Consider the following 14,571-nt stretch of genomic DNA (forward strand, 5'->3'; position numbering starts at 1 on the left):
TTAAATTGAATAAGCAGGAAAAGTCATCGCGTGTTTGGGCTTGACGTAAACCTGCTGATCTCGCGTTAACTTTAGAGAATCGAAGCGTTCGCGACTCACGTAAGCCGTTACTACCTGCTGGGATTCTAACACTAACTCGGTTTGTATTTCCCGCCCTAAATGAATGATGCGGCTGACTGTTGCTAATGAAAAACCCGACTCCGGCTTAGTTTTAATTTCCACGTCGTGGGGGCGCAAAAACACTAATTCCGAATGAGCGGCGCCATTATTGTGAGGCGCTGGGGCGTGGTTGGCGAACAAACCCGCAGCATTCGACAGCACATTGACCGGCCCAATAAAACTCATCACAAAAGCTGTTGCGGGTTTGTCGTAAATTTCAGCAGGAGTGCCAATTTGTTCGACTCTACCTTTGTTCATTACCACAATTTCATCGGCTACTTCCATAGCTTCTTCTTGGTCGTGAGTCACAAAAACTGTGGTGATGTTAACTTCTTTGTGAAGGTTGTGCAGCCACGATCGCAATTCTTTGCGGACTTTAGCATCTAATGCTCCAAAAGGTTCGTCTAGCAGCAGCACTTTTGGTTGAACTGCTAGAGCTCTGGCCAAAGCAACCCGCTGCCGCTGGCCACCGGAAAGTTGCGAAGGATAGCGATCGCCCAAACCTGTCAACTGCACTAAATCCAAAAGTTCATCAACCCGCCTGCCAATAGAGTGTTTAGGAACTTTGCGAATTTCCATCGCAAAAGCAATATTTTTCCTAATACTCATGTGTTTGAACAAAGCGTAGTGCTGAAACACAAAGCCGATATGCCGTTCCTGCACCGACTGATGAGTAGCATTTTCACCGATCAGGTAAATCTCACCGCTGTCGGGCGGTTCTAGCCCCGCGATCATCCTCAGCAGAGTCGATTTCCCGGAACCGGAAGGCCCCAACAGCGCCACTAAAGAGCCCCTTTTAATTTCCAAATTCACGTTGTCAATTGCGTGGAAGGAGCCGAAGTGTTTCGATACGTTCCGAATTGTAATGCTCATGAGTTTATATACCTATTTTCGGAGTGAAAAAAGTTAACCCCGCTTATCTGACCGAGTTACAGTAGTATATCCTGAAAATAATATTTATTTTGCAACCCCTGTAACTTTTTGTATTGTATGGAGAGGCGCGGGTGATGGGGACTGGGCTTGAAAGTTGACGCTGGCGGGCTCCGAAGAGTTAAGCCGCGAGGGCTGCTAAAACCGCGCGGCTTCTAGCCGTGGGGTAGTTTACAATAGTTAATTCAGAAGCCAGCCAGCTTGAGCTTTGAGAAACGACAGAATAGTAAGTTCTAACAAAAACACCACTATGGGAAAACCAACAGGCTTTATCGAATTCTTGCGCGAATTGCCCTCGGAACTCTCACCAGTCGAGAGAGTCCACAACTGGGACGAATTTCACCTGCCGATGGATGAGGAAAAACTCCGCACCCAAGGCGCGCGCTGCATGGACTGCGGAATTCCGTTTTGCCACACGGGTACAATGATCGGCGGCATGGCAAGCGGCTGCCCGATTAACAACCTCATCCCCGAATGGAACGACCTAGTATATCGCGGACTGTGGAAAGAAGCCCTAGACAGACTCCACAAAACCAACAACTTCCCGGAATTCACCGGCCGCGTCTGTCCCGCACCCTGCGAAGGCGCCTGCGTGCTCGGCATCAACAACCCGCCAGTCACGATTAAAAATATCGAAGCCTCGATTATCGACAAAGGCTGGGATGAAGGCTGGATTACTGCGGAACCGCCAGCCAAACGCACCGGCAAAAAAATCGCCGTCATCGGTTCCGGGCCCGCCGGTTTGTCCGCCGCCGCGCAACTCAACAAAGCCGGTCATTGGGTAACAGTATACGAAAGAGCCGATCGACCGGGCGGCCTGCTAATGTATGGCATCCCCAACATGAAGCTAGACAAAGAACAAGTCGTCATGCGCCGCCTGAAAATCCTCGAAGACGAAGGCGTGACATTTGTCTGCAACACCGAAGTCGGCAAAGACTTACCAGCCGAACAACTGTTAAAAGAATACGACTCCGTTGTCCTCTGTACCGGCGCCACCAAACCCCGCGACTTGGGCATCCCCGGCCGCGAATTAAAAGGCATCCACTTCGCAATGGACTTCCTGACTGCGAACACCAAAGCAGTTTTAGACAAGAGCACCAACGGCAACTTCATCTCCGCCGAAGGCAAAGATGTGGTCATCATCGGCGGTGGCGACACGGGCACCGACTGCGTGGGCACCTCCATCCGCCACGGCTGCAAAAGCCTCGTACAGCTAGAAATCCTGCCCAAACCGCCCTCGGAACGCGCCCCGAACAATCCCTGGCCGGAATGGCCGAAAGTCTACCGCCTCGACTACGGCCAAGAAGAAGCAGCAGCCAAATTCGGCGAGGACCCCCGCGGCTATCTCACCACGGCGACAAAGTTCGAGGGCGACGAAAACGGCAATGTCAAAGCCGTGCACACCGTTGAGGTGGAGTGGGAGAAAAACGAGAAAGGGCAGTTTATTCCGAAACACATCCCGGGCACGGAAAAAGTGTTGCCCGCACAGCTTGTGTTGCTGGCGATGGGCTTCCTCGGCCCGGAACAGCCCTTGCTGGATGCCCTGGGATTGGAACGCGACGCCCGCAGCAACGTGAAAGCCGAGCACGAAAAATATACAACCAGCATTCCGGGAGTTTTCGCGGCTGGGGACTGTCGCCGCGGACAGAGTTTGGTGGTTTGGGCGATTAATGAAGGGCGCGGCGTGGCCCGGGAGTGCGACCTTTATCTGATGGGGAGCACTGATTTGCCTTAGTTGGTAGGATTTACAGTACGGACACGGCGCTGTACCCATTGGTGTCAACTTAAGCTTTTCGTCCGCCAGTCCTCCCGCCTACCCTGCAGTCCGCCAGGGAATGAATTCCCTGTCTAATAGCGAAAGTCCTCTCAAGAGGACTAATCAGTTTACCAGTCTTTTTCTCAGTCCTCATAGCGAGGACTTTCGCTTTGAGGCAGGGGTTTCAACCCCTGCCGGACTGCCGGACTGAGGGTTTAACGCCCTTGTTGACAGCATCGAGGACACGGCAGTGCCGTTTCCCTACCGTTGAATCTGTAGTTCACTCGGCTGAAAACTGGTATATTACCCATTAGTTTGTAGTAAGGACTTCATTCCTTTCTTTTCTCAGGGCTAAAGTCCTGACTGCGAACCTATTTTGCTAAAATAAAAGTACATAAACAACATAACTTTGATACATTATTCAGGTTTCCTGCAACAAATTTACTAAATTAAAAACTTATGACTACTCATCCTATCAACCGCGCCACTACCCTCAAAACTGCCTATAAAGCCTGTGATCCTCTCCGCTCCTTAGAAGGTGCAGATCTCGATCGCTATTATGTTGATTTATCGAATGTTCGCAAAACCGAAGCGATCGCAGGTGTCAGTAACATTTTAGACTTTCAAGAACCAGAACAGTTTACCACAATCTTGTTTACAGGACATCAGGGTTGTGGCAAAAGTACCGAATTGAAGCGAATTCAAAAGCAGTGGGAAATCGATTATCGCGTCATTTATCTGAACGTGCAAGAAGAAACCGATATTAATGATATCAGTTATACCGATTTTTATTTAATCGTCATTAAGCGAATTGAGTTTGAAATGCGCCGGCTGGGGCTGAAATTAGATTCTCGGCTGATGGATAATTTTGGGGCTTGGTTTAAGGATGTCACTGAAGAAACAGAACGCACGGTTGAAAGTTCCGTAAGTGTGGAAGCGGAAGCAACCTTGGGACCGGAAGCTCCATTTTTAGCAAAGTTATTGGTTAAGCTACTGGCACAAATCAAAGGTTCTGATAAGCAGAAGAAAACAATTCGCCAAACTTTAGAAAAAGACATTTCTCGCTTAAAAGCCGATATCAATTTAATCTTAAATGATGCTGTCAAAAAACTGCGTAAGGAGTTTCCGAGCTATAAAGGATTTTTAATTATCTTTGATAATTTAGACCGCGTTCCTCCCCATGTGGCAAACCATTTATTTTCGGACTATGCCGCTCAACTTCAAGAACTGAATTGTACGCTGATTTACACAATTCCACTTTCAGTTCTTTACTCGTCTCAAAATGCTCTCAAGAATTTTTTTGACTGTCCTCACATTGTCCCGATGGTCAATGTTTATGAATTCGAGCGAGATAGCTGCGACTTAAACTACAATGAAGTTAGCTTAAATGCGATGGCTAGTTTAATCGATCGCAGAGTTGAAGCTGACAAAATCTTTGAGTCTCGCGAACAATTACTAGAATTAGCCAAAGCCAGCGGGGGTAACGTTAGCCAACTCATGAAGATGATGCGGACGGCTTGCATAACCGCCAGCGGTCGCAGTCATGCTAAAATAATGGCTGAAGATGTTACCTATGCAGTCAAACAAGAACAATTTAATTTTGAGCGGTTCATCCCACAAGATCATTATCCAGTTTTAGCTCAAGTTTGTTTGACGAAAACTATTAATAACGATGAACTCCGTGATGTGATGTTTTCCAATTTGTCGGTTTTGGAATACAACGGCAAAAATCGATGGAACTATCCGAATCCGGTGGTGAAGCAAATTGAAGAATTCCAAAAAGCCCTCCGAGATGCCAGACAATCCCATGTTAATCCCTAACACTCGGAATGCACAAATTTGGCGATTTTTGGCAGTAAATCAGCAGGCATTTACTCAACTTTTGACGTTTGTTGATTTTTCGGAGAATTTGACTATCGGGTTTGCAGAAGTTAATTTTAATACGGAAGCTGATTTGCTAATTGAGGGAGTGAAAAATCATCCGATTTCTCAAGAAACTCAATTTGAAGTTTTGAGTTTTGATGAGAATTTGCGTTTTCTCCGAGATGAAATTATCAAAATTTTACCTACTATTAAGCGAGAGGCAAATAAAAAATTAGTTTTAATTGTGCGGGGATTGGAAAAGTCGATCGGCAAGTTTGGTGAATATCCTCCGGTATTACAAGACCTTAATTGGGTGCGAGATGCTTATAAAACCAGCGTTCCCCATCCGATCCTGTTTGTTTTGCCGGACTATGCAATTACTCGTTTGGCGAAGTTTGCACCGGATTTTTGGGCGTGGAGATCGGGAGTATTTCTGTTTAAAACTACTCAAGCTACTAGAGATGATGCCGTTGCTAGGACTCTGGATTCGGAAAGGAGTTTTAGGACATTAGAAACGCCTGAAAAGCAAGAACGCATTGAACTTTTAGAGTCTTTGTTGATGGAATACAGTCCGAGTCATTCTGGAACTGAAAAAAATCCTAGTGCTTGCAGCAATATTTTACATCAATTAGGAGTTGCTTATCTCAGCCAAGGAAAGCCCGTTAAAGCGAGAGAGTATTTAGAAAAAGCCTTGGAGTTGACAAAGGAAAGTGAAAACTTATCGCTGCAAGCTGATGTTTACAATGAATTGGGTAAAGCTTACAAGCAAGAGCGACAATTTTCGGCGGCAATGAGTGCTTATCAAGCATCGCTGGCAATTGCTCGCCAACTGGGAAACCGTCGCGGGGAAGCTAATGCTTTGTATTATTTGGGGAATGTCTGTCAGGATTTGCGAGAGTGGGAAAAGGCAACTGTTTTTTATCAGGAATGTTTAGAAATTGAACAAGCAATAGGAGATATCTACTCTCAAGCAAGCACCTACCAGCAGTTAGGATGGGTGGCGCAGGAAATGTGGAATCTGACTGAAGCTGAGCGTTACTATCAACAAGCTTTGGAGATTTATCGCGAATATGGCGATCGCTCTGGTATGGCAACTTGTTGGGGATTATTGGGAGATATCGAGCGAAATCGCGGCAATTGGGATGAAGCAGAGAGATTGTACCGGCAATGTTTGGAAGTTGAGACAGAATTGGGCGATCGCTCAGGTATGGCAAGTTGTTGGGTATCATTGGGATATATCGAGTCATGTCGCGGCAATTGGGATGAAGCAGAGAGATTGTACCGGCAATGTTTGGAAGTTGAGACAGAATTGGGCGATCGCTCAGGTATGGCAAGTTGTTGGGGAGTATTGGGAGATATCGAGCGGATGCGTGGTAATTTCGATGCTGCTGAACAGTTTAAGCGACAGTCTTTTCAGTTGCGAGAACAATTAGGCGATCGTGAAGGTATGGCAAGTTCTTTAGGTGCATGGGGAGATATCGAGCGAAATCGCGGCAATTGGGATGAAGCAGAGAGATTGTACCGGCAATCTTTGGAATTAAGGACAGAATTGGGCGATCGCTCTGGTATGGCAACTTCGATCGGTTGTTTGGGAGAAATTGAGATGCTTAAGGGTAACTTGGATGCAGCAGAACCCCTTTTAAAAGAGTCTTTAGCGATGTTAGAAGAACTAGGAGAACCCAGAAAAATTGCCGATGCCAACTACGATTTAGCACGACTTGAACGTAAACGCAACAACCCAGAACTTGCCCAACAACATTACAACAGTGCCCATCAAATCTTTCAACAATTGGGAGCCGCGAAAGACTTAGAAAGAATCGAGCGAGAGTGGGAATCCGATTAATTTTAATCAAGAAATGCCGCAGGCGATAGTTGTAGGGTGTGTCGCCATTAACAATCTCTAACTCAATATCGACAATCTCATAGCGACGCAGCGGGCGAAATAGGTATCAGGTGCGTCAGCTTGGAGATTCTGGATTATTTACAAAATCGTCGAAGCTGACACACCCTACAATACCAAAGAAACCGGGTTTTTAGCTAATTTCGTAACTGCGGCGAATAATTTTATCCAAAAACCCGGTTTCTGGCCACCCGTGTGTAAGTCCTATTTGAGCAAACTTGAGAAAATCCCTAATATTTTCCCCGCATCTTTAATGTAATACTCCACAGCATCAATATCTAAAGCATTACCTTCTAACTTTAAAAATCTCCAGACAGTACCAGATGTCACAACACCATAAATTACTGCAACTTGATTCCCTTCTTTTTCATTAAACAACTGCGCTGCATACATTTGGGCCGCACACTGTCCCAAACCGCCGATTAAATCTTCTTTCTTCGCCTCAACAATTGCAATTACAGGGGCCATAATCACAATCTGCGATTCGGAAAGGCTAATTAAAAAATCACAAGCGCCAGTCAGTCCTTTTTCTAGGTCTACATTAAACTCTTTACCAGAAAACAAGCTGATTTTATCGTCTAGCATTCTCCTCAATTCTAGTAAGATTGGGGTGATAATCATTTCGGAACGCGCTTTTTCTGTATTGATTTCGCTGGCAATTCGCAGGTTGTACTTGAGGGTGAAATCTAGATATTCGCTGTATTCTACTTCTGGTATATGGGCGAATAAATCATTTTTGTCTTTCAGGGTTAAGCTGAGTTTTTTGATGGCATCAGTCAGGGAAAAGTTACTGTAAGCCATATAGGATTTTGAAGTTTAAGTTGATGATAATATTGTAGCTTGTAGATTGTAGATTGTAAGGTGCGTCAGCTTGGAGATTTTCGATTATTTACAAAATTGTCGAAGCTGACACACCCGAAGATTCAAAAGCTTTTAAGGTGCGTCAGCTTGGAGATTTTCGATTATTGATACAATTGTCGAAGCTGACACACCCGAAGATTACACAGCTCATCAACCAAAATTCAACGGATCGACATCAATAGTTAGACTAACAGAACGCGGCGTGCGATCGCGCAACCCGATCAAATCCGACAAATCCACCGACTCATCCAAAGGCAACTTCAGCAAAATCTGCCATCGATAGCGATTTGCCACCCGCATAATCGCCGCAGGTGCAGGCCCCAACAACTCACACCCCGGTACAGACAATCGCTGAATATACTCCTGACAAACCGACGCCAATTGTACCGCAGCCACCGCCACTTCCGCCGCATCTACACTGCTCAACCGCAACAAAATCAGCCGCCCCGAAGGAGGATAATTCAGCGCGGCCCTTTCCGCCAATTCCGTCTCCACAAAACCTGCATATTCGTGCCGCCTAACTGCTTGAATAACCCGATGTTCTGGAGTGTAAGTTTGAATAATTACGCGCCCCGGATCGTCGCCTCTGCCCGCACGGCCCGCGACTTGAGTTAAAGTTTGAAAAGCTCGTTCGCTGGCCCGATAATCCGATAAGTTCAGCAACCCGTCAGCAGACACAACTCCCACCAATGTGACTCCAGCTAAATCTAACCCTTTCGTCAGCATTTGCGTACCCAACAAAATGTCAGCTTCCCCATTGGCAAATTGCGTTAACAATCTGCGGTGATCGCCCTTATTTCTAGTCGTATCGCTGTCAAACCGAATTGCCCGCAATTCTGGAAACAATCTCGTTAATTCCTGTTCGACTCGCTGAGTGCCGCTGCCAAAGTTTTTGAAGTAAGGAGAACTGCATTCCGGGCAGTTTTGGGGGTGTCGTTCCGTGTGGTTGCAGTAGTGACAGCGCAACACTTCTGCGGTTCCTTCGCCGACGTGGTGATAAGAAAGCGACACATCGCAGTTCGGGCATTCCATTACATAGCCGCAACTCCGACAAGAGACAAAGGTACTGTGTCCTCTTCTGTGAATAAATAGAATACCTTGCTGTTGTCTTGCTCGCAATTGTTCCAGGGCGTTTTGCAGGGAAGCGCTGAAAATAGAGCGGTTTCCTTGCCGCAATTCTTGGCGCATATCCACTATTTCTACAGGCGGCATCGGGCGGGAATAAATGCGACTGGGCAATGATAAATAATGGATATTTGGTAACGAGTAATAATCTCGGCGCGTCCCCACAAAAGTCTCTAAAGCTGGCGTTGCGGAACCTAAAATTAACGGACACTTCTCTAATTCGGCGCGCCATTTAGCAACGGTGCGGGCGTGGTAGCAGGGGGCTGGTTGATCTTGTTTGAAGCTGCTGTCGTGTTCTTCATCGAGGATAATTAAGCCGAGGTTAGGTAAAGGCGCAAAAATGGCCGATCGCGTGCCGATGACAATTTGCGGGGTTCCAGCCAGCATCTGACGCCATGTATCGTAACGTTCGCCCTCGGATAGGGCGCTGTGGTACACGCAAATTTGCTCGCCAAAACGGGCTCGGAACCGATCGGTAAGTTGAGGTGTGAGGCCGATTTCGGGAACGAGTACGAGGGCGGATTTGCCGCTGGCTAAGATGGGGGCGATCGCCTGCAAATACACTTCGGTTTTCCCGGAACCTGTAACGCCGTGCAGCAGCACTTGACGGAATCCCGAAAAAGAGTTAATAAACGCTAAGGCTTCAGCCTGAAAATGAGTTAAAGTCTTCGGTGCATCGGGCAATTGAGCAATTCCGCGATCGCCCCTGAGCACTTCCCTTTGATCGATAACAACACAGCCTTTTTCTTCTATTTTTTTGACAACCGAAGAACTCGCGCTGCAAATCCTCAGTAAATCATTCAGCCACATTTCACCGCCACGCTGGCGCAAAACTTCCAATACTTCTTGTTGCCGCTTGGTTAAATCTGTGACAAATGCACTAGCAATTAATGTCACTGCAGGTTTGAGTTGTGGTTTGGGAGGATGGGGAGGTTCTACATAACTTTCTACCCAACCGCGTTTCAATAAATCTCGCAATCCCCGATAACTTCCCTTGACTTGTCGCTGGAGGTATTGCCAAGTGTAATCGCCGTTTTTTTGAGCTTGCAGCAATTGCAAAATTTGATTGGCTGCGGGATTGAGAAATGTTTCGGCATTCGGAGAAATTGCGTCCTTAATTAAGCGAATTCGGCGCACGGAACGCCTTAACAAACCGGGCGGCAGCGAGGCTCTAATTACTTGAAGTAAAGGTGTGCAATAATAGGTGGCAGTGCGATCGAGCAATTCCCAGTAATTAGGCGGGAAAAAACCCGCACTGACCACATCTTCGACATCTTTAACCCTTGTGGGATCTAAGTCGGGCGGCAGTTGAGAAATGAACCGAATCGCGATCGCCCCTACCTGTTGATTGCCAAAGGGTACACTCAAAATATCCCCTGGTTGCACCGTAAGTTCCGCAGGTAAACGATAAGTAAATAATTTGTTTTCCTCCCCAGGGGAGTCCCCCGCACCCCTGAAAGGAGAGTCCACCAATACCTCGATCCACTCTGCCCGCACTGTGGGGCGCTGTGGCGGTTCGCTGCTGCGGTAGGATGCCCCGGGCTCTGCCGCTACAGGGGTTGACAAACCAAAAGAAACAGTAGACATAGGGTTGCACATCAAACTAGGAGGAGCCGCGGTCAAAGGGAGTTTTCATTATCCCTCAGTTTAGCTCGATCGCTCCATCTTAGCTGCGGGAATTGGCGATCGGAATCTCGATCACCAATTCAGTCCCTTCTCCAATTGCGGATATGCAGTCCAACCTCCCGCCGTGTTTGTCCACAACAATTTGATAGCTAATTGACAGTCCCAAACCCGTCCCGTGACCGACTGGTTTGGTCGTGAAAAACGGATTAAAAATTTTCCCTTTTACAGTTTCATTCATTCCTATACCATTATCTTTGATGCTAATTCTTACCCAATTTCCGGAAATAATAGAAGTAGTAATTTCCATCTGGCTGGGGTTGGCTTCTCTCTCGCCTCGGTCACACTTTTTGTCTCGCTCCCGCAGGGCATCAACAGCATTATTAATGATGTTCATAAATACCTGATTTAATTGCCCCGCATAACATTCAACATGGGGCAACTTTCCATAATTTTTAACAATTTTTATAGCAGGGTAACCTGGTTTCTCATTAGTTAAATTCTGCAAAATTAACAAAGTGCTGTCAATTCCTTCGTGAATGTTAACCGGTTTCTTTTCGGCTTCATCTACCCGCGCAAAGTTGCGTAAAGTCAGCACAATTTCGCGGATGCGATCGGAGCCAACTTTCATTGACGAAAGAGTTTTTAACAAATCTTCGCGGAGAAAGTCGAGGTCAATTCTTTCAATAAAATCTTCAATCTCTGCATCTGTTTCGGGATACCGCTCCTGATACATTGCGAGCAATTTTAAAAGGTCGGCAGTGTAGTCATTGACATAGGTAATATTGCCGTAGATGAAGTTGACGGGATTGTTGATTTCGTGGGCGATGCCAGCTACCAAAATTCCCAAAGCCGACATTTTTTCGGCTTCGATCAATTTGAGCTGCATTGTTTGCTGGTTTTCCAGAGCTTTTTCTAGTGTAGACATTCTTGCTTTTAAAATATTTTCGGAATCTCTAAATTCCTCCGTGACACTTTTTAGCAAATATTCCTTTTTTTGATTAAGCGCTTCTAATTCGCTGCGTTTGGTTTCCGAAGTTTCGAGTTTTTCCCGCAGGCTTCGATTTTCCTTTTCCAGTTCTTTGATTCTGTTTTCCCACTCTGTTGGTTCCATCGGCTATTATTTTGCACCTAAAAATAGTGTAAGAACAGTTTTATTAGTAAATTTAGTTGCACTCTTTACCTAGTTAGAATCTCGTCGCACATCGCCTAGGCAATTTTGTCCAAAAAATTAAACACTTGCTTTATTTTGGTCTGTTTAAAAATCTTATCTAATATACATTCAAAATGTCAAGATATTAATAACAACTCTGTTTAAAACCGCTCGCCAGTTTTATTCCCCGCACTCGCATTTGCGGGGTTTTCATCCGATTTTTGATAAATAAGCAGGGCGATCGCAAACTTATAAAGGCTGACCCAGCGCGAAAAATTGCCCGATTCAGACAACATTAGTACAAAACCCGCCGACAATCCAAAGCGAAAATATTAAAGGTGACGGAGTGAGGGTGGGGGATGGGAAAAGTACGATCGACTGGGCGCGCGATCGGGCAAGCAATCTCAAGTACCAAGCCAATTGGGTTCTCCCAGAACGCAATCACACTATACCATTGCTGAAAAATCTCACTCCAATGTGTCGATCGTACTTACATACCCGCACCATTTTGTGCTAAGAACTACTACTTGTGACCACATTGACACAGAAGTTTATATTTGGAGAGTAATTGATGTCAGGTAGCGAAGTTCGTGCAGACTTTTGGATGAGCGAGTACATTACCCCTTGGGATATTTACGTTCACGGCATCATCGGCGTGCTCGCTTACAAAAAAACAGCCTATCAAGAAATGTACGTAGTTCAGACCGGTACCTACGGCAAAGGCTTAGTTTTGGACGGCAAATGGCAATCTTGTACAGGCGACGAGTTTCTGTACCACGAACCCCTAGTACACCCAGCCATGATTTGTCACGGTTCCCCCAAAAAAGTGCTAGTTCTCGGCGGCGGAGAAGGAGCTACAATTAGAGAAGTGCTGCGCTGGAAAACAGTTGAAAAAGTCGTGATGATCGATATTGACGGCGAAGTAGTAGAAGCTTGCCGCGAACACCTCCCAGAAATGCACCAAAACGCCTTTGACGACCCCCGCTGCGAAGTCGTAATCGGCGACGCTTTGGACTATTTAGACAAAACAGACAAAGATTGGGATATTGTCATTTCTGACTTGTCCGATCCCATAGAAGAAGGTCCATCTTTCCAGTTGTTTACCAAGGAGTATTTTGAGAAAGTTCGCGGCGTAATGTCGCCTAACGGATATTTCGTAGTGCAAGCGGGGCCAGTTTCTCCCGCCGAAATGAAAATGCACGCTCGCATTGTCAATACCCTGAAATCGGTTTTCCCCAACGTTCAATCCTGTACCAGCTTTATTTCTACTTACGGAGCTCCGTGGGGTTTTGCCATAGCTTCAACTCAAGAAATAAATACGCGGCCAGAACCCGAAGCTACTGACAAATTACTCGCCGAGAAAACAACTGGCGGGTTGCGGATGCTGGACGGGATTACACTGTTGGGGTTGATGCAAGTTCCCGGTCACTTGCGGCAGGTAATCGCCTCTGAAACCGAAGTTTACACTATGGCAGCACCGCCTAAATTTTTCGGGAAAGGCTCTGTCAGTCAGTGAAGTTAAATTGAAAGAGAAAACTCGTTTGGAGTAACTGAGATGAGCAATTTAATTCGCATAGTCGCTGCAATTTTTCTTCCCCCTCTGGGCGTATTTTTGACTGTCGGCCTCGGCACAGATTTTTGGATCAACCTGGTTCTGACATTTTTGGGCTTTATTCCCGGCATCATTCACGCTGTTTGGGTGATTGCTAAGCACGATCGCCCTTAACTTGAGGGCAAATCCAGTTTTGGGATAATAAACAGGTCAGAGAAAATAAAATTTCTTTTGCCTGTTTTCACCAATTTATCAGTATTAAATCTGCGTTCATCCGCGTTCATCTGCATTCATCTGCGGTTAAAAAGAAAAAAATCTAATTCATCTCAGAAATAGATTGCACCTCAATTTCTTCACAAACCAATTCAGCAATTTTTTTCGCCGCCCCCAATTCTCCTCGAACCGCACGCAAACGATCGCCCATTTGTGCTAATTTATCAGGATGGCTCAAATAGTCGATCGCCAATAGAGCCACAGCATCGGGTTCCAGCTTCCCAATCAACTCCGGCACAATCTCCTCCCGTGCCCAAATATTCGGCCAAGCATAAAGCTTACCCTTTCCCAATTGCCAGATTAGCCAATTAATCGCCGTAGCAAAAACTGAACCGACTAACGGCAAATTTGCCAACAATCCCGGCAATCCGTCCCAAGCTTTCATCGCATCCAATTGCTGAGTCGGAATCAAAACAATCATCGGTACAGCTAACGAACCCAATTCGGCAGTATTCGCTCCCACAGTAGTTAAACACAGGCTGCATTCTGATAGCAAATCGTAGGCGGGCGTCTGGGTCCAAAGTTCAACTTGCAACTTATTTGCTGTCTGCAAAAAAGGCCGTTCTGTGAAATGAAGTTCGGCGCTGCCGTTCTCAAATAAATGCAGGCAAGGATTTTGTTTCGGGTCGGCAAAACCTGCTAGAGTTTGCACATCTAAGGTAGGAGCAACGGGAATTACAAAGCGAGTTTGAGGGCGGATGCGATGGATCGATTGGGCGATCGACAAACATAACGGTACACCTAAAGCTAATTTGGCGGCTTTAGAACCGGGCAACAATCCAATTAACTCTATTTTTGGAAGAGGCGGAGCCTCTGGATATGCGTTTCCAGGCAGAGCCTGGGAACGAGGTAAATGAGTCGATTTCCGATCGCCTACTTCCGCAATCAAATCTCCGACAACTACAAATTTACTAGCATATTTTTGGGGAACTTTAGCAAAAACTTCAGGTTTCATCGCCGCAAACTTATCAATCCAGCGATACCAGCGCGCGTCCCATTCAGCATAAATAACAGTGCGATATTTTAGCCTTTTGCCAATAACAACCGTAAAAAATTGATCGCCGCCTAAAAACAAAACAACTCCTGTTTCATACCAATCCCAATTTTCAGCAGTTTTGCCCGATAATAAGAAGGGAAAAAAATGCTCCGGCGCCTGCACTCTGTCCACTTCAGGGTAGGAACGGGCGATTTGTGCTTCTTTTCCGGTGGCGTGGGGACAGGGGGACAGCACCACAGAGATGCGGGCTTGAGTCCCCGCCTTCCCCAATTTCTCGCGCAAAGCTTGCACGGCGGGACGCACCCAAGTTGCCAATTCTCCGGGGCCGTTGGAGAGGATTAAAATATCGACTGTCATAGGATTTAATATTTGAGAGGAT

General features: G+C 46.2%; 10 protein-coding genes. 5 read left to right on the plus strand and 5 right to left on the minus strand.

What is annotated here, in order from left to right; translation table 11 throughout:
• Nucleotides 1-1,032, minus strand: a complete 1,032-nt coding sequence (locus QUB56_RS11735) for a sulfate/molybdate ABC transporter ATP-binding protein (RefSeq protein ID WP_332955323.1) — start codon at nt 1,030-1,032, stop codon at nt 1-3.
• 307 nt (nt 1,033-1,339) lie between these two features.
• On the opposite strand from QUB56_RS11735, the gene gltD reads away from it, so the two are divergent.
• From gltD to QUB56_RS11750, 3 genes are all read left to right on the plus strand, one after another.
• On the plus strand, nt 1,340-2,824 hold the full coding sequence (gltD, locus tag QUB56_RS11740) for a glutamate synthase small subunit (protein WP_332955325.1): 1,485 nt from the start codon (nt 1,340-1,342) through the stop codon (nt 2,822-2,824).
• A gap of 480 nt (nt 2,825-3,304) precedes the next feature.
• Nucleotides 3,305-4,666, plus strand: coding sequence for an ATP-binding protein (locus QUB56_RS11745; RefSeq protein ID WP_332955326.1), 1,362 nt, complete (start codon nt 3,305-3,307; stop codon nt 4,664-4,666).
• Complete coding sequence (locus QUB56_RS11750; protein WP_445243331.1) at nt 4,638-6,551, plus strand: tetratricopeptide repeat protein; 1,914 nt, start codon at nt 4,638-4,640, stop codon at nt 6,549-6,551. Before QUB56_RS11745 ends, QUB56_RS11750 begins: the two co-directional genes overlap by 29 nt.
• A gap of 261 nt (nt 6,552-6,812) precedes the next feature.
• On the opposite strand, the gene QUB56_RS11755 is transcribed toward QUB56_RS11750, so the two are convergent.
• The 3 genes from QUB56_RS11755 to QUB56_RS11765 form a co-directional block, all read right to left on the minus strand.
• Nucleotides 6,813-7,409 (minus strand): hypothetical protein, encoded by a 597-nt coding sequence (locus tag QUB56_RS11755; protein WP_332955328.1) that lies wholly within the window; start codon nt 7,407-7,409, stop codon nt 6,813-6,815.
• Between the two features lie 210 nt (nt 7,410-7,619).
• A complete protein-coding gene (priA, locus tag QUB56_RS11760; protein WP_332955329.1) occupies nt 7,620-10,181 on the minus strand; it encodes a primosomal protein N' in 2,562 nt (853 codons plus the stop codon).
• A gap of 79 nt (nt 10,182-10,260) precedes the next feature.
• A complete protein-coding gene (locus QUB56_RS11765; RefSeq protein WP_332955330.1) occupies nt 10,261-11,331 on the minus strand; it encodes an ATP-binding protein in 1,071 nt (356 codons plus the stop codon).
• A gap of 610 nt (nt 11,332-11,941) precedes the next feature.
• On the opposite strand from QUB56_RS11765, the gene QUB56_RS11770 reads away from it, so the two are divergent.
• Complete coding sequence (locus tag QUB56_RS11770; protein WP_332955331.1) at nt 11,942-12,886, plus strand: fused MFS/spermidine synthase; 945 nt, start codon at nt 11,942-11,944, stop codon at nt 12,884-12,886.
• 39 nt (nt 12,887-12,925) lie between these two features.
• Entirely contained in the window at nt 12,926-13,096 is a 171-nt protein-coding gene (locus tag QUB56_RS11775) for a YqaE/Pmp3 family membrane protein (RefSeq protein WP_332955332.1), read from the plus strand.
• Between the two features lie 142 nt (nt 13,097-13,238).
• Here the strand turns inward: QUB56_RS11775 and QUB56_RS11780 are convergent, their stop codons facing one another.
• A complete protein-coding gene (locus QUB56_RS11780) occupies nt 13,239-14,549 on the minus strand; it encodes a lipid-A-disaccharide synthase (protein WP_332955333.1) in 1,311 nt (436 codons plus the stop codon).
• Nucleotides 14,550-14,571: the final 22 nt, after the last annotated feature.

Source organism: Microcoleus sp. AR_TQ3_B6, from assembly GCF_036702785.1.
Lineage (GTDB): Bacteria > Cyanobacteriota > Cyanobacteriia > Cyanobacteriales > Microcoleaceae > Microcoleus.

Excerpts from the sequence above, each read along its gene's own strand:
- QUB56_RS11735 (WP_332955323.1), bottom strand. The coding sequence starts at position 1,032 with ATGAGCATTACAATTCGGAACGTATCGAAACACTTCGGCTCCTTCCAC.
- gltD (WP_332955325.1), top strand. The coding sequence starts at position 1,340 with ATGGGAAAACCAACAGGCTTTATCGAATTCTTGCGCGAATTGCCCTCG.
- QUB56_RS11745 (WP_332955326.1), top strand. The coding sequence starts at position 3,305 with ATGACTACTCATCCTATCAACCGCGCCACTACCCTCAAAACTGCCTAT.
- QUB56_RS11750 (WP_445243331.1), top strand. The coding sequence starts at position 4,638 with ATGCCAGACAATCCCATGTTAATCCCTAACACTCGGAATGCACAAATT.
- QUB56_RS11755 (WP_332955328.1), bottom strand. The coding sequence starts at position 7,409 with ATGGCTTACAGTAACTTTTCCCTGACTGATGCCATCAAAAAACTCAGC.
- priA (WP_332955329.1), bottom strand. The coding sequence starts at position 10,181 with ATGTCTACTGTTTCTTTTGGTTTGTCAACCCCTGTAGCGGCAGAGCCC.
- QUB56_RS11765 (WP_332955330.1), bottom strand. The coding sequence starts at position 11,331 with ATGGAACCAACAGAGTGGGAAAACAGAATCAAAGAACTGGAAAAGGAA.
- QUB56_RS11770 (WP_332955331.1), top strand. The coding sequence starts at position 11,942 with ATGTCAGGTAGCGAAGTTCGTGCAGACTTTTGGATGAGCGAGTACATT.
- QUB56_RS11775 (WP_332955332.1), top strand. The coding sequence starts at position 12,926 with ATGAGCAATTTAATTCGCATAGTCGCTGCAATTTTTCTTCCCCCTCTG.
- QUB56_RS11780 (WP_332955333.1), bottom strand. The coding sequence starts at position 14,549 with ATGACAGTCGATATTTTAATCCTCTCCAACGGCCCCGGAGAATTGGCA.